Source organism: Allomuricauda sp. M10, from assembly GCF_020782875.1.
Lineage (GTDB): Bacteria > Bacteroidota > Bacteroidia > Flavobacteriales > Flavobacteriaceae > Flagellimonas.
The window spans coordinates 172,691-188,808 of record NZ_JAJGBN010000004.1; the positions used below are offsets into that span (position 1 = coordinate 172,691).

The 16,118-nt window shown below is 41.6% G+C and carries 13 protein-coding genes; 10 read left to right on the forward strand and 3 right to left on the reverse strand.

What is annotated here, in order from left to right:
- Nucleotides 1-5: 5 nt before the first annotated feature.
- Nucleotides 6-2,408 (reverse strand): zinc-dependent metalloprotease, encoded by a 2,403-nt coding sequence (locus LKX84_RS12005; protein ID WP_228237406.1) that lies wholly within the window; start codon nt 2,406-2,408, stop codon nt 6-8.
- 193 nt (nt 2,409-2,601) lie between these two features.
- Between LKX84_RS12005 and LKX84_RS12010 the strand changes: the two genes are divergently transcribed.
- The 7 genes from LKX84_RS12010 (at nt 2,602) to LKX84_RS12040 (ending at nt 10,591) form a co-directional block, all read left to right on the forward strand.
- A complete protein-coding gene (locus LKX84_RS12010; protein ID WP_228237407.1) occupies nt 2,602-4,068 on the forward strand; it encodes a circularly permuted type 2 ATP-grasp protein in 1,467 nt (488 codons plus the stop codon).
- 7 nt (nt 4,069-4,075) lie between these two features.
- On the forward strand, nt 4,076-5,023 hold the full coding sequence (locus LKX84_RS12015) for an alpha-E domain-containing protein (protein ID WP_228237408.1): 948 nt from the start codon (nt 4,076-4,078) through the stop codon (nt 5,021-5,023).
- Between the two features lie 29 nt (nt 5,024-5,052).
- Nucleotides 5,053-5,919, forward strand: a complete 867-nt coding sequence (locus LKX84_RS12020; RefSeq protein WP_228237409.1) for a transglutaminase-like domain-containing protein — start codon at nt 5,053-5,055, stop codon at nt 5,917-5,919.
- A gap of 49 nt (nt 5,920-5,968) precedes the next feature.
- Nucleotides 5,969-7,067, forward strand: a protein-coding gene (prfB, locus tag LKX84_RS12025) for a peptide chain release factor 2 (RefSeq protein WP_228237410.1) whose coding sequence is annotated in 2 segments (ribosomal slippage) — nt 5,969-6,031 and nt 6,033-7,067 — 1,098 coding nt in all. Because the reading frame shifts where the segments join, the coding sequence is not laid out codon by codon here.
- Between the two features lie 40 nt (nt 7,068-7,107).
- A complete protein-coding gene (gene arsC, locus LKX84_RS12030; RefSeq protein WP_228237411.1) occupies nt 7,108-7,455 on the forward strand; it encodes an arsenate reductase (glutaredoxin) in 348 nt (115 codons plus the stop codon).
- A 62-nt stretch (nt 7,456-7,517) separates the two neighbouring features.
- The gene (locus tag LKX84_RS12035) at nt 7,518-8,006 is read left to right on the forward strand and encodes a hypothetical protein (protein ID WP_228237412.1); all 489 of its coding nucleotides are present in this window, start codon (nt 7,518-7,520) and stop codon (nt 8,004-8,006) included.
- Between the two features lie 101 nt (nt 8,007-8,107).
- Nucleotides 8,108-10,591 (forward strand): TonB-dependent receptor domain-containing protein, encoded by a 2,484-nt coding sequence (locus LKX84_RS12040; RefSeq protein WP_228237413.1) that lies wholly within the window; start codon nt 8,108-8,110, stop codon nt 10,589-10,591.
- A gap of 395 nt (nt 10,592-10,986) precedes the next feature.
- Here the strand turns inward: LKX84_RS12040 and LKX84_RS12045 are convergent, their stop codons facing one another.
- A complete protein-coding gene (locus tag LKX84_RS12045; RefSeq protein ID WP_228237414.1) occupies nt 10,987-11,880 on the reverse strand; it encodes a DUF2167 domain-containing protein in 894 nt (297 codons plus the stop codon).
- A gap of 156 nt (nt 11,881-12,036) precedes the next feature.
- Between LKX84_RS12045 and fumC the strand changes: the two genes are divergently transcribed.
- Nucleotides 12,037-13,434, forward strand: coding sequence for a class II fumarate hydratase (gene fumC / locus LKX84_RS12050; RefSeq protein WP_228237415.1), 1,398 nt, complete (start codon nt 12,037-12,039; stop codon nt 13,432-13,434).
- 78 nt (nt 13,435-13,512) lie between these two features.
- Here the strand turns inward: fumC and LKX84_RS12055 are convergent, their stop codons facing one another.
- Nucleotides 13,513-14,403 carry a hypothetical protein gene (locus LKX84_RS12055; protein WP_228237416.1) on the reverse strand — a complete coding sequence of 297 codons (891 nt, stop codon included), beginning with the start codon at nt 14,401-14,403 and terminating at the stop codon, nt 13,513-13,515.
- Nucleotides 14,404-14,566: 163 nt separating this feature from the next.
- Between LKX84_RS12055 and LKX84_RS12060 the strand changes: the two genes are divergently transcribed.
- Together LKX84_RS12060 and LKX84_RS12065 are read left to right on the forward strand one after the other, a co-directional pair.
- Nucleotides 14,567-15,352, forward strand: coding sequence for an MBL fold metallo-hydrolase (locus LKX84_RS12060; RefSeq protein ID WP_228237417.1), 786 nt, complete (start codon nt 14,567-14,569; stop codon nt 15,350-15,352).
- 68 nt (nt 15,353-15,420) lie between these two features.
- Nucleotides 15,421-16,110: a hypothetical protein gene (locus tag LKX84_RS12065; RefSeq protein ID WP_228237418.1), complete on the forward strand. Its 690-nt coding sequence runs from the start codon at nt 15,421-15,423 to the stop codon at nt 16,108-16,110.
- Nucleotides 16,111-16,118: the final 8 nt, after the last annotated feature.

Here is a 16,118-nt window from a genome sequence, read left to right on the forward strand (position 1 = left end):
AATGTCTAGTCCATACAATCCATTCCAATGGGCGAACCATCAGGGATTTGAGGCACTTCAATAAGTTCAAATTTGGAAGGCTCTTTTACAAAATCATCAATGCGTTGAACCATTTCTGCCGCGTTGGCGCTCTTTCCATTGCCTAGCAGTTGTACCTTTAAATCCTTCAAAGCTTCCAACGCAATGGCATTTACTTGTGGGTGCACATCGGTATGGGCAGCCAAGTTCATGATATGGTAAAGAACCCTAAAATTGACAGTGTTCTGTACTTCTTCCTCATAATCATCTTTGTGGGAAAGGTCAAAAGTACCTTTGATGGTTTCGTCCAACACTTCTTTTAGGCCCATTTGATTTTTATCCAAGCTCTTTTGTTGGATCAATCGGGAAGCACGCTCAGGATGCAACAACAACCCTAAGGTCATATCAGCCGCAGTCTCGGCAGCGGAAAGGGCATCAAAACTTACCCCAGTTCTACCTTTAAAGGATTCCCTGGTGCGTGGAAAACCAACGGCCCTTGGTGGAAAAAGATCCAATTTATCTTTTGGCACTGCAATAACCTCGGCATCCAACGTTTTCAATATAGATTTCATGGCTTGTTCCTGTACGGCGGCATTGATCGGTTTCACTGCAAATTGACCTCCGCCCTTTACAGCATAATTGTAATCCAAACCTCCAATGATCTTGGAAACTGCTTCTGCTTGATATCTGTGGAAGAAATAAATAGGTACAAATACATCTTCCAAAGTGGAATAGGCCTCGCCACTTCTAATATTGTCTATGGAAAAGTTGTTGATGGCTTTTTTCCTGATTTCCAGCATGCTTTCCAATTCTTGACTGGCACTTTTTCCGTTGTCCCACAAGTGGGCCAACAAATGTGCTCCACCCGTTGGTCGGGCATCTTGATCGGAAATGTAACGCAAACCATCATCTTGGGCTTTTTTCAAAATAGCATTCAAGGCATCCTTCTCATTTGTTCCCGTTGGAAAATCAGAATAGGAATACGCAACGGTTACTTTGTCCCATGCACCAATTCCTGATTCATAAGCATTGGCAAAACTGATATTGTTTCCTTCCAACTTAAACTGTGGATGCGGATAATCCATTACGGAGGACTTATCGATGGGGCTAGCCGCAAAATTGTGGGCAAAGCCAAGGGTGTGACCAATTTCATGAGCAGAAAGCTGTCTGATCCTTGCCAACGCCATATCTAACATGGGTTGATAATTATCGTCCCTTTCAGCAAACGGTTTGTTCATCAACGCCTGTGCAATCATAAAATCTTGACGGATACGTAAACTACCTAAACTTACGTGACCTTTGATGATTTCTCCGGTACGTGGATCAGTAACACTGCTACCATAGCTCCATCCTCTTGTGGAGCGGTGTACCCATTGTACCACATTATACCGAACATCCAGCGGATCGGCATCATCGGGCAATATCTTCATTTGAAAGGCATCCTTGTATCCGGCGGCTTCAAAAGCTTGGTTCCACCATTTACCACCTTCCATCAAAGCAGAACGGATGGGTTCCGGGGTACCATTATCCAAATAATAGATGATAGGTTCCACAGCTTCGCTAACCGCTGCATTCGGATTTTTCTTCTCCAAACGATGCCTTCTGATGAATTGCTTCAAAATAGGCTCTTGAACTGGAGTGGCATAATCATAATAACTAAAAGGATAGGATCCACTTCTTGGGTCAAAATCCCTTTTTTCAAATTTATCATCAGGAAGTTCCACGAGGGAATGATGTTGTGCCACAGTGACCAAACTAGGGTCTGGGGTCACTGAACGAATCCAAGCACCTTCAGGATTACCTTTAAAGGTAAGGGTTACATCAAACTCCACATTTTTTGGGAAAGCTTTGGTACGTTCAAAAGCCAAGGCACTTTTGCTGGCATCCACGCTATAGGAACCTTGTTTGGTTCTTTTTAATCTATCGGATACGCCATGGGCATCACGCATTAAGAAATCGGTAAAATCAATAAGGTAGCTCCCTTTGGACTCCTCCTCAATTTTAAAACCGTGCATCACTGATTTGGCAAAGGCCTGTTCCACAGATTTGCGTTCCAGTTCGTTATCGGTAATGGCCCTAAATGTTTGATTGGGCTGCACCAACAATAATTTGTTCCCTGCTTTTTTGAAGAACACCACTTGCTCGTTCCCCAATTGTCCGCGGTCCAAACCAATATCGTTGCTTCCAATTCCACTACTTAAGGAATAGACATACAGGAAATCCTTTTCCAGGTCATCAACCTGCAAGTAGATCTTGTCGGTCTTGTCATCATAGAAAAAATTAAAATAGCCACTGAATTTTTGGAAATCCTTGGTCTTTTCGAAGGTTTGAGCACTTAGTGCGGAGCAAACAAAATAGAATAATGCAATGAGGGTAGTTGAGTTCTTCATAGTTGGTTTAAATAGACCTTAAAAATATGGAATTCATTTTAAAAAAAACCTTTAAGATGAAGAGTTGGGGATAAAACCCATTTTAGTAAAAATCAGCACCGATTTTTAACTGATCCATTTTTTAAGGGCAACATTTTTATGCAATGTTCATTTCATAAAAGTTTGAAAATCCATACTTTAATAAAAAAACAACATGGGGCCAGATACAGACAAAACCATCTTTTCCAGTTATGTAAGGAAAGACGGGCTATTCGACGAGGTTTTTGGAAAGGATGGAAACGTTAAATCAGTGTACCAGAAGCTATTGGACCTATATGGGGCTCGATCTATTGAAGATTATGTCAGTCTGAACAACAAGGCAAAATCCTCTTTTTTTAACCAAGGGATCACCTTTCAGGTTTATGGGGACAAGCAAAGTCAGGAGAAAATTTTCCCTTTTGACCTATTTCCAAGGATCATCGACCCCAAAGAATGGGAAATCATTGAAAAAGGGGCAATCCAAAGAAGTTTGGCCCTGAACCATTTTCTATGGGATGTGTATCACGACAAGAAGATCGTAAAGGATGGGATTGTACCCATTGAACTTTTGAGTTCCTCCCCTAACTATCTGCACCAAATGATGGATGTGGACCCACCCAGCAAAATTTACAACCATATTTCCGGTACGGATATCATCAAACATTCCGATGGTAATTATTATGTATTGGAAGATAATATCAGATGCCCATCCGGGGTCAGCTACGTAATCTGTAATCGCACAGCCCTAAAACGTGCCCTTTTTGGTGTTTTTAACCATTATAAGACTTACACCGTAACCGATTATGCAGAGAATTTGCTCAATCTATTGGAAAGCGTAAAACCTCCGGGCGTGGATTCCCCTGTTTGTGTGGTCATCACTCCGGGCATGTTCAATTCTGCCTATTATGAACATTCCTATTTGGCAAAGGCAATGGGGGTTGAATTGGTGGAAGGACGTGACCTTTTTGTGGAAAACGACTTCGTTTACATGAAAACCACCCAAGGTCCTGTCCGGGTAGATGTGGTATATCGCAGAATTGATGACCTTTTTATTGATCCAATGGAATTTCACCCTGATTCCACCTTGGGGGTACCAGGATTATTTGCTGCATATCGAAAAGGAAATGTGACCTTGGCGAATGCCCCGGGAACTGGTGTTGCGGATGACAAGGCCATTTATACCTATGTTCCGGACATTATTAAGTATTATTTGGGTGAGGAACCCATCCTCAAAAATGTACATACCTATCATTGCAGCAGGCCTGATGAATTGCAATATGTACTGGATCATATTAGCGAATTGGTCATAAAACCAGTAGATGAAGCAGGTGGCTATGGCATTTCCATTGGGAACAAACTTACCAAGGAAGAAATTGAGGAAGTAAAAATCAAATTAAAGGCCAATCCAAGAAAATTTGTGGCACAGCCCATCATGTCCTTATCGGTACACCCCACTTATATTGACTCAAAAGAATCATTTGAACAACGGCATATTGACCTTCGAACCTATACCGTGTTAGGCCAGGACAAGCAATTCGTGTTGAAAGGCGGATTGACCCGTGTGGCATTGAAAGAAGGAAATTTGATCGTTAACTCTTCCCAAGGTGGGGGATCCAAGGACACTTGGGTATTAAAACAATAAGAACATTATGCTAGCAAGAGTAGCCAACAACCTATTTTGGATGGGTAGGTATATTGAACGGGCAGAACATGTTGCCCGATTTATGAATGTGAATTATTTCTCCTCTCTGGATGCACCCAACCAATTGTCACAATCCAGGCAATTTGTACTTCGGTCCATGCTTTTTATGGTCGGGGACCCCGTATATGATGATACCCTTGAACTGGATGAAGAAAGTGTCCTATTTGATATTGGCCTGAATACGGAAAAGAATTATTCCGTGATCAGTAGCATTAAGACCGCTAGGGAAAATGCCAACAGCTCCCGTGACTTGATTTCTACAGAACTTTATGAAAGCTTGAACAAGTTCTATCACTTTGTAATGAACTATTCCAAGGAGCTTTTTGTAAAGACAAACCTCTACGATTTTACTGTGAATGTTACTGAAATGACGGCAGTACTCCGAGGAAAAATCAGGGGAACCTTACTCCATGATGAAGTCTATGCCATCATCATGTTGGGTGTAAACATTGAACGGGCCATACAGGTTACGCGAATCATCAACACCAAATTCAACGATGCCCTAATGGCCCAGGGTAGTTATGGCGATCCCATTGGCAATAGCTTTGAATGGAGCACCTTGCTCAAATGTGCCGAAAGCTATGATATGATGCGCCGATTGTATAAAAAATCGCCCAACAGCACCTCTACCATTGAGTTTTTGATTTTGAATGGAAGATGTCCCCGTTCCTTTATGAACTGTATCAACCAAGTGTACAAACACATTCATGAACTGGACAAAAAAGTGGAATATGATAAAGGTTCCACCGCTTTTATGGTCGGGAAAATTCGTGCTGAGTTCGAGTTTAAGCAGATTGAGGAGATACAGGACGATGTTCAGGGGAACCTGGATATGATCCTTAATAAAATGTTCAAAATTAGTGAGAACATGGAGAAGGAATTCTTCAACTACTAAGTAACTTGGCTGGATTGAATTGCGCTCACATGTTCTATGAATATGAAATAGATTATGATACCCAGAACTCCTATGAAAAAGGGCTGAACGAAGCCTTTTGGCAGTTCATGGTAATTCCGGAGGACAATGAAACCCAAGAGGTCACGTACTGGCATTTTGAGAACGATCTAGGGGAACGGAACAGTGTTTCAGAGAACGGATTGGGTTTTAAAACAGTACAGGTACGGTCCAAAAAAGTTATTGACCATATCAGGTTCAATGCGCACTTCAAACTAAAAAAGAAAGAAATCAACCCTTTTGATTTTGATCTACCCATGAACTTAAATGATGAAATTGAGATTTTGAACAGCCTCGATTTCAAGGTGGACCATGAACCCTACCTGAGAAAAACCAGACTTACCGCCCTGCCGGAACAACACCGGGACATTTTCCTGTTCGATTCCAATAAATCCGTATTCGAGAATTTGACAGACCTAAATTATTGGGCGTTCGGACATCTTTATTTTAAAGTGGGCGTTACCGACGTGAACACGCCGCTGGCCGAAATCATCGAAAAAAGGCATGGGGTCTGTCAAGACTTTACGCATCTTTTTTGTGCGGTCGCCAAGAATAATGGGATTCCCTGCAGGTATGTATCGGGGTATCTTCATCAGGGTATTGGCTTTTTTGGTGATTCGCAAATGCATGCGTGGGCAGAGGCTTTTGTGCCGAACGTGGGTTGGATCGGGTTCGACCCCACCAACAACCTATTGGCCAACCATAACCACATTAAGGTGTGCCACGGCAAGGATTATAATGATTGTGCACCTTTAAAAGGAGTGGTTTACACGCTTGGCGATAACGAAACCAAGTATTCCGTGCTCGTAAAAACCGCAGAAGAACAGCAGCAACAATAGATTATTTTATCTGCGGAAAGAAACCTATTTTTGCCCCAAAATTCAATTCATGGTAACTACAGATCAACAGAAAGATCTTATTGAGCGCCTTGGTGCGTTAAGGAGGTATCTTTGACATCGATGCCAAACTTATCGAAATAGAAAACGAGGAGGAAAAAACACTCGAACCCGGTTTTTGGGACAATCCACAAGAAGCCCAAATACAAATGCAGACCTTAAAATCCAAAAAGAAATGGGTAGAAGACTTCAATGAGGCTCAAAACCTTGTTGGGGATCTTGAGGTATTGGTAGAGTTCCAACAAGCAGGTGAAGTTACAGAGGCCGAAGTGGAACAGCAATACAAAAAAGCTGTTGACCTTATCGAGAACCTTGAGTTCAAGAACATGCTGTCCGATGAAGGTGATGAGCTAACGGCCGTACTTCAGATCACTGCCGGTGCCGGGGGTACCGAAAGCTGTGATTGGGCATCCATGCTGATGCGGATGTATTTGATGTGGGCCGAAAAGCACCGATACAAGGTCAAAGAACTCAACTATCAGGAAGGTGATGTGGCCGGGGTAAAGACCGTAACCTTGGAGATTGAAGGCGAATATGCTTTTGGATGGTTGAAGGGCGAAAATGGGGTGCACCGTTTGGTGCGCATCTCCCCTTTTGACAGCAATGCCAAAAGACATACTTCGTTTGCCTCTGTTTATGTGTATCCATTGGTCGATGACACTATCGAGATTGAAATCAATCCTGCCGATATTGAAATCACCACGGCCCGTTCCAGTGGTGCGGGTGGACAGAACGTCAATAAAGTGGAAACGAAAGTACAGTTGTTCCACAAACCTACGGGGATCCAAATTTCGTGTTCCGATTCGCGTTCCCAGCATGACAATAGGGCAACAGCATTAAAAATGCTGAAATCCCAGTTGTATGAAATTGAACTTCGGAAAAAGCAGGAAGCCAGGGCTGAAATAGAATCCTCTAAGATGAAAATCGAATGGGGATCCCAAATCCGAAACTACGTGATGCATCCATATAAGTTAGTGAAAGATGTACGCACTGCTGAGGAAACTGGTAACGTGGATGCCGTGATGGATGGTGATATCGATGCTTTTTTGAAAGCCTACCTCATGATGATGGGGCAAAAAGAAGAAAAATAATCAAAATCTGATATCCGACGTCTGATGTCTGAAAAATAAAATGATCAAGATTTACCATAACCCGCGCTGCGGAAAGTCAAGGCAAGGATTGCAAATTTTGGAGCATTCAGGGAAGGAATTTGAAATCATCAAATATTTGGAAGAGGTCCCAACGAAGGATGAACTAAAAAGTTTGATTGAGTTACTGGGCATTTCCCCTCTTGAATTGGTCCGTCAAAACGAATCCATCTGGAAAGAAAAGTACAAAAGCAAAAAACTATCTGATGATGCCATTTTGCAAGCTATGGTAGAAAACCCGAAACTAATAGAAAGACCAATCGTGGTGGTTGGGAACAAAGCGGTTATCGGCAGACCTCCTGAAAAAATCAATACCTTGCTATCCGATTGAAAACCAATGTAAATTAACATGGTATTTCAAGTTGAATCAACACAAAATCATATCTTTAACATATGAAAAATATTAAGACCCTCATCGTTTTGTCCTTTGTTACCGGATTGTTTGCCATTACTGACATGGCCGCACAATATGGTTATGGGTACGGAGGCTACGGATATCCCTATAATAATCGTTATGGCAGGGGGCAAAGCATGGTGCCCAATGGTGGCCCAACAGAATCCAAAAAAGATGAAACGCCGCCAACCGCAGAAGAAATTGTGGACGCCCAAATGCCCTCCATTACAGAGGAACTTACGCTGGACCCATTTGAACAAGCAGTGGTAAGGACTGCTTTGGTCCAATCCGTTCAAAAGAAAATAGAAATACAGATTTTGGAGCTGGAGCCCTTGAAAACAAAAGAGGAATTCGAAAAGATTGATCGCAATACACTAGAAGAACTGAAAATGGGTCTGCCTGAAGACAAGTACAAGGCCTTCGTTGCCCTTCAGGAAAACAGTTTCAAAGCCGACAAAAAGAAGAAAAAGAAGAATAAAAAAGATTAACAATTCTTTAAGGTCATTCGCAGGGACAAATATGTTGTTGAGAGACAAATATTTCGTCCCTTCTTTTTTTCCCTACATTTTTGCTGCACTAAAATCAAACTATGCACAGGATTATCATCCCGTTGCTGTTACTGACATTAACAACCATTCATGGTCAGGTACGGCAAAATCAACAAAACATTACAATCTCCGGTAAAGTTGTGGACGCCGATTCCGGACAACCACTGGAATATGCCACTTTTGTACTTCAGGAAACCGATAACCCTGACAAGGTTACGGGTGGTATTACCGACACTTCTGGGGAATTTTCCATTGAAACAGCGCCTGGAAAATACAACATTAGAGTTGAGTTCCTTTCTTTTAAAACATATTCATCCAATAGCCAAACATATACTTCGTCCACTAATTTGGGAACCATAAAATTGGCAGCCGATGTTGCGCAGTTGGAAGCTGTTGAGGTAGTTGGGGAACGCACCACGGTTGAAGTTCGTCTTGATAAAAAAATCTACAACATCGGTAAGGACATCACCACCAGTGGTGGTAACGTAAGCGATGCATTAAGCAACATTCCATCTGTTTCCGTGGATGTGGAAGGCGCCATCAGTCTTCGTGGAAATGACAACGTCCGTATCTTGATCAATGGGAAGCCTTCTGCCTTGGCAGGTTTTGGTTCTACGGACATCCTTCAACAATTACCTGCGGATGCCATTGAAAAAGTAGAGGTAATCACCAGTCCGTCTGCTCGTTACGACGCTGAAGGAACCGCCGGTATTTTGAATATCATTTTGAAGAAGGAAAAAACCTTGGGTATCAATGGTACCGTGAATACCACTGTTGGGATTCCGTTCAATGCAAGGGTAACTTCCAACTTCAACATTAGAACAGAAAAGTTCAATATTTTCAACACGCTTGGTTATTTCCATAGGGAATCACCAGGAAGTGGAAAAAATGACAACCGCTATTTTTCCGATGCCAGCGATTATGACAGGATCATTGAAGACCGTGATACAAATCGTGATGACGACGGTTTCAATGTGAATATTGGGATGGAATATTTCCTAACGGACAAATCATCCATTACCGGTAGCTTTTTCTACAGATGGTCTGATGAGAACAATGTAACTGAAAACGACAACCAAAGGTTTATTGATGAGAGTTTGGACAGCAGAACACTGCGAACCGAAGATCAAGGCCAAAAGGAAAATAGCCGTCAGTTCTCTTTGAACTATACCAATAATATTAATGATGATGGGCAAAAATTGACCGCAGATCTGCAATATTCTTATGACAATGAGGACGGATTGACTGGTATTCAGGAGAACAACACTTTTCCCAACAACAATTTGTTGGCCCTTGAAAATATTTATGAAAAACAATCGGAAGAACAGTTTTTGGCTCAAGCCGATTATGTACTTCCTATGGGCGATGCCCAATTTGAAGCCGGTTATCGTGGCACATTCAAAAAAGAAATCAACGATTATTTATTGGATCAGTACGATACCATTTCAGGAGAGTTTGTTACCAATGACGATTTGACCAATGTTTTCACCTATCGCGAAAATGTGAATGCGCTTTACACCCAATATGGAAACAAATATGGTAAGTTCTCCTTCTTGATGGGATTGCGTTTGGAAAACACCCAAATGAAGGGAAATGTAGATGCCAATATTGACAGTGAGGCCCTTCAAGAAATTGTGGGTCAGGATGTTGACCTTAATTTTGATAAAAATTATTTGGGGCTTTTTCCAACGGTGAACCTTATTTTCGAATTATCGGAAACACAGAACATTTCTATTGGATATAACCGTAGGATCAACAGACCACGAGGCTGGTTCATCAACCCGTTTCCATCCCGTTCCAGCAGGACCAACGTCTTTCAAGGAAATCCTGACTTGGATCCAGCCTACGCCAACGCGTATGATGTGGGCTATATGAAAAGATGGAAGAAGTTGACTTTGACCACTTCGGTATATTATCAAAAGGAAACAAGATCTTTCGAATTTATCAGTGAAGAGGCAGGTGTGACTTCGGATGGTATCCAGATCATTAGATCGGTTCCCATCAACCTATCCACTAACGAGCGAATCGGTGTGGAAGCAGGTGCAATATACAGCCCTGCCAAATGGTGGAGATTGAATGGTAGCTTCAACTTCTTCACTTTCACTTCTGATGGGGAATTCAATGGGGTTGAATATGGGACCACCAATACCAGCTGGTTCTCCAGATTAAGTTCCAAATTCACCTTGCCTGCCAAGATTGAACTACAGGCCAACTCATTTTATATGGGTCCAAGACAAACTGCCCAAAGCAGCACCAAAGGAATGTTCTCTTTGAATTTGGCCATGAGCAAGGATATCATTAAGGAAAAAGGAACTCTATCGTTGAATGTAAGTGACGTTTTCAATTCCAGAAAGAGAAGGTCTTTTACGGAAACGGCCAATTTTTCATCGGATAGTGAATTCCAGTGGAGAAAAAGACAAATAAACTTGTCATTCATTTACCGCTTCAACCAACCGAAGGAAAGGAACAACAGAAGGGGACAACAACCAGAAGACAACGATGAGGAAAGACAATTTCAAGGATAAACCAACCAACCTAAACTAAGCGAAAAAAGAAGCCGTAACGGCTTCTTTTTTTATTTGTAGTATTTTGAATTAAAACAATTGAGGTTCATTGCAACTTTAAAAGATTGAGTTAACCCAAAAACAAAAAAGAAGCCAAATTGGCTTCTTTTCTTTATTCTTTAAGTCTGGCCGCTTGTCTGGCCTCCTTTTTTTCTTTGTACAATTCTCTAAGGTTACCGACCAACCAATAAGGCACTACGAAGGTCAATAAGAAAATCATCAACCAAAAACCTATGGTCAAAATCGTTAAAAAAGCTAGAAAACCTAAATACTGGTCAAATTCAAACATTTTTTTTCCTTTAGATGTAACAAAGATACAATGAAAAAATAGTTTTAAACAAGGCCTCTTTTAAATTTTATGCATTTTTGGATCCAAAAATCCGCTTCCTTAATGTGCCGAAAGCGGCAACGATTCCAATAGCGATCACTTTCCAAAATTTCAATATGGCCGCAAAGAATCCTACCTTGGCCAATACTTTACCTGCAATCAATCCTCCTATACCGTAAGCTGCTACCTCGTCCAGATCCGGATTAAAGTCTGAATATCGATTACCTGGATTGAATTCTGCACTGGAAATGACCCTATCTATATTTGTCTGTACCAAAGGTAACTTGTCCATATCACTAATGGCATTTAAATTTAAATATCCCTTTCTGCCCAAAACCCTAATGTTGTAATTAAGGGTGTTCATTTCCATTCCCTCAAATTTGATTTCTTTGGCCCAATGCAGTTTTTTTGAAGATTGATCATAAAATGGTTCTGCTGCCCAACCCACGATCTCGGCGGTAGGATATCCAAGTTTTGTTCGTTCCTTGTTTTCTTCGATGGCACTTTCCTGCATATCTTCCATTAAGTCATCATAGTCAATATCATCCGCATCATCGTCTTCAATATAACCCTCCTCGGAATAGGTGATTTCTATAGCATATGTAAAATTATCCCCCACTACGGAAATGTCTTCAGGAAAAAGCATTCCCATTGTTTCCGAAGGTGGATTGCCCCAAAGGTCAGTAAGTACCTGTTGACTTTGTTCGGCATTCAAAAATTTGAAACCTTCCGGGACATGTAAGGTAGCCAGATCATTCCCTAATGGAATACTTCCCTTCTGAAAGGTGTAGGAATTATTGATGCTGTCCAAGATTTGTTGGTAGGCGGCTTCATCCAATTCAATATTGGTCTCGGTAGTATCTGTTTGGGAAAAGGCAAAGGAAATTGTGAGCAAAAATGCTAAAATGGTTAGTTTTTTCATGATTGGTATTTAATATTGGTTTCAATTAAATCATTATTGATGAAAGAAAAAAACTACAATATCAATTTTAGTTGAATGGCAATATTCTTTGGCTGACTTTTACTTATGCGGATATGATGGTTTATCTTTGTACAACAACAAAATCTTCTTATTCCAATGAGTTTCAGAATAGAAAAAGACACCATGGGCGAGGTAAAAGTGCCCGCGGATAAATATTGGGGCGCCCAAACAGAACGTTCCCGCAACAATTTTAAAATCGGTGCAGCGGCTTCCATGCCAATGGATATCATCTACGGATTTGCCTATCTAAAAAAGGCAGCAGCCTATGCCAACCATGAACTTGGTGTACTTGGTGTAGAGAAAAGGGATTTGATCGCGCAAGTTTGTGATGAAATCTTGGAAGGCAAATTGGACGACCAATTTCCATTGGTGATTTGGCAAACCGGTTCAGGTACCCAAAGCAACATGAACGTGAACGAGGTCATTGCCAACAGGGCCCATGAGATTGCCGGGAAAAAAATCGGGGAAGGTGAAAAAACCATCCAACCTAACGATGATGTGAACAAAAGCCAGTCTTCCAATGATACTTTTCCGACCGGAATGCACATTGCCGCCTACAAAAAAATTGTAGAGGTTACCATTCCTGGGGTGGAACAATTGAAAAATACGTTGGACAAAAAATCCAAAGAATTCAAGAACGTTGTAAAAATTGGTAGGACGCACTTGATGGATGCCACTCCCCTAACCTTGGGACAAGAATTTTCTGGTTACGTTTCCCAATTGGAACACGGCATAAAGGCATTGAAGAATACCCTTTCCCATTTGAGCGAAATGGCCTTAGGAGGAACTGCAGTGGGTACCGGTCTGAATACACCAAAAGGTTATGATGTTTTGGTGGCCAAATATATTGCCCAATTTACCGGTCAACCCTTTATCACCGCACCAAACAAATTTGAGGCTTTGGCCTCCCACGATGCCATTGTGGAAAGTCACGGAGCTTTGAAACAATTGGCCGTTTCTTTGAACAAGATTGCGAACGACATCCGTATGATGGCCTCCGGCCCACGTTCGGGAATTGGAGAAATCATCATTCCAGCCAACGAGCCTGGTAGTTCCATTATGCCAGGAAAGGTGAACCCAACCCAATGTGAGGCCCTGACCATGGTCTGTGCCCAGGTAATGGGTAATGATGTGGCCATCAGTGTTGGTGGAACCCAAGGTCATTATGAACTGAACGTGTTCAAGCCTGTAATGGCCGCCAATATTTTACAATCGGCCCAATTGTTGGGAGATGCTTGCGTAAGCTTTGACGAACACTGTGCCATCGGCATTGAGCCCAACCATGAGGTAATCAAAACCCTTTTGAACAACTCCTTGATGTTGGTTACTGCCCTTAACACCAAAATTGGATATTACAAAGCTGCAGAAATTGCCAATACCGCTCATAAAAATGGTACCACTTTGAAAGAAGAGGCCGTTAACCTTGGCTATGTAACCCCTGAGGAATATGATGCCTGGGTACGTCCTGAGGATATGGTGGGAAGTTTGAAATAATTCGATTCAAAAAAAATAAGCAATAAAAAGGCCCGTCCAAATTTGGACGGGCCTTTTATTTATGATGGATAGTGTGTATTATTTCAACTCGAACTTGGAGGTACCCAACAATTTCAATTTGTTGTCATAAACATTTACCATGTAGTTACCTTTTTGGTAATCACCGGCTGGCTTGTTCACGTAATCACATACATCCAAAGCATCATTCTCATAGTAGAAATTGGTTCCTTTGCTATAGGTGATGGAAGAACCAGCATCAGTAGTCTTGGAATAACCGTCACCGAGTACGTTTCCTTGTGGACCCAATACTTCGATATAGAATTCCCTGTCACCAGCTTCAGCAATAGTGTTGCTAGCTACAGTGAAACATACTTTAAGTTTATCGGTAGCTTTTGCTCTTTGGGTAGAAACCAATTTACCGCTAGTTCTTTCTTTTACAGCATCAACGCTGATAGTGGAAAGGTTAAGGGCAGAACCTCTTTCAACAGCATCGGCCAATTGGGTGTTCTGTACGATCAAAGAATCGTTGAAAACAGTTTGTTTTTCCAATTCCACAAAAGTACTGTCCCTTTGCATAGCCAACAAAGTGTTGGATTGGGTCAAGGAATCTACTTGTCTCAATAGCTTTTCTCTTTCTTCCTTAAGAACGCTTACTTGTCTTCTGTATCTAGAAAGAGAAGCGATGTCAGCTTTCATAGTTTGTACAGAGTCAATGTACTTAGCGATGTTGTCCCTTGCAGCAACCAATTCTTCGTTGGTAGCGTTGCTTTCCAAAATGGCCTTGTCGTACTCGGATTTCAAGTTGTTCAAGTCCTCAACAACCAATTCTTTCTCTTGGGTAAGAGCTTCAGTTGTTTTCTTTTTGTCTTGGTAAAGGCTCACGGTATAGATAATGGTCCCCAAAAGAACTACACCCAACAACCCGGCAATTACCTTCAATCCATTGTTATTGCTTTTTGTTTCAGTCATAACTTTTTGATTTAATTGATTCTCGTTTAAATGTTTTGATCAATCGTGTTTGGTTTATATACGCATGAGATGTTCGTTTGGATTATTTGGTTAAAAAAAATTGTGAAAAAATCACCATAATGTTAGAGAAACCTTATTTTTAAAGGAATCCAAAAAAATAACCATGAAAAGAATTTTACCAATCATAGTGTTGATATTGCTTATTTCCTGCAAGCAGAACAAGACAGAAAACGATGAAACCACCGATACTGCTACCGAAGTGGAGGTTGAAACGCCTGCAGACGCGACCATCATTCCTATTGAACATGCCACTGCCATTTTGGAATGGAACGGCAGTACTATATATATGGACCCCGTTGGAAGCAAAGAACTTTATGAAGGCCAAAAACCACCAACCTTGATTTTGATCACGGATATCCATGGAGATCACTTCAGTATGGAAACGTTACAGGTATTGGATACGGTTAAAGCAACCGTGATTGCTCCAAAAGCGGTTGCCGATCAAATTCCTGCCGATTTTAGATCTCCCGTTATCGTGATGAACAATGGCGAGACCAAGAATTTCTCCGGAATTACGGTGGAAGCCATCCCCATGTACAATCTTAGGGAAGAAGCCCTCAACTTTCACACCAAGGGAAGAGGCAATGGGTACGTGTTGACATTGGGTGAAGAACGACTTTACTTTTCAGGGGATACAGAGGATATTCCTGAAATGAGGGCTTTACAAAATATAGATAAAGCCTTCGTTTGTATGAACCTACCGTTTACCATGACGGAAACAAGTGCCGCTGATGCCGTATTGGAATTCAAACCGAAAGAAGTGTATCCTTATCATTATAGAGGCCGTCCGGATGTAAGCGACGTAGATAAATTCAAAACCTTGGTGAACGAAGGTGACCCCAATATTAAGGTGGTGCAATTAGATTGGTATCCCAAGGACGATTTCTAACCTAATATAATAATAGCGCCTTTTTGGCGTTAGCTTATCAGACTATTAACCAAATCAAATACTTGACCATGGCCCCCAAATCCCATGTTTTAGTAGTTGCGGTGATGTTATTTGCCGTTCAAACTACCTTCGCTTTTCAGTGTGATGCTTTTTATTCAAAGGTAACCTACGCACTCAACCATTGTAAAAAAGCAATGACTGCCACTAATTTTGAACACCAGATGTACTATGCCGAAAGGGCATGGGACGCATTGGACAAGGCAAAAGCCTCCAAAGGTGATTGCGATTGTGCCAAGGCTGATGAAATAACCATCGATGCAATGGAATCCTTGGACAAGGCCATTGAACCTTCAGACTGGGAAGCAGGCCGATTCTTTACCAAAAAAGCACAGGCCCAGATCGGTGAGTTGATCACCTTCCTTGATGAATGTACCTTGGGGGTTTCCAATACCACAACCGTTGTGGATACCGATACCACCATCATGGAAAACGAGGCGCATCCTCAAGTGGAGGAAACGGAGAGTGTGAACACCATGGAGTTGGAAATGATCAAAATCTTCGATAAACACTCACAGGATAAATTAAAATCTGCTGAAAATGCCATTTCCCAATTGGTAGAATTGGCCAAAACCATTGGAAACAATCCAGAACAGGATAACGGTGACCCCAATAATTTGGCATCCCACCAAAAAGCTTATCTGGAAAAAGCCAAAAAATTACTGGAAGAGGGAATCAAAAATCTCGGTGGAGAAGAATAATCCTCTTT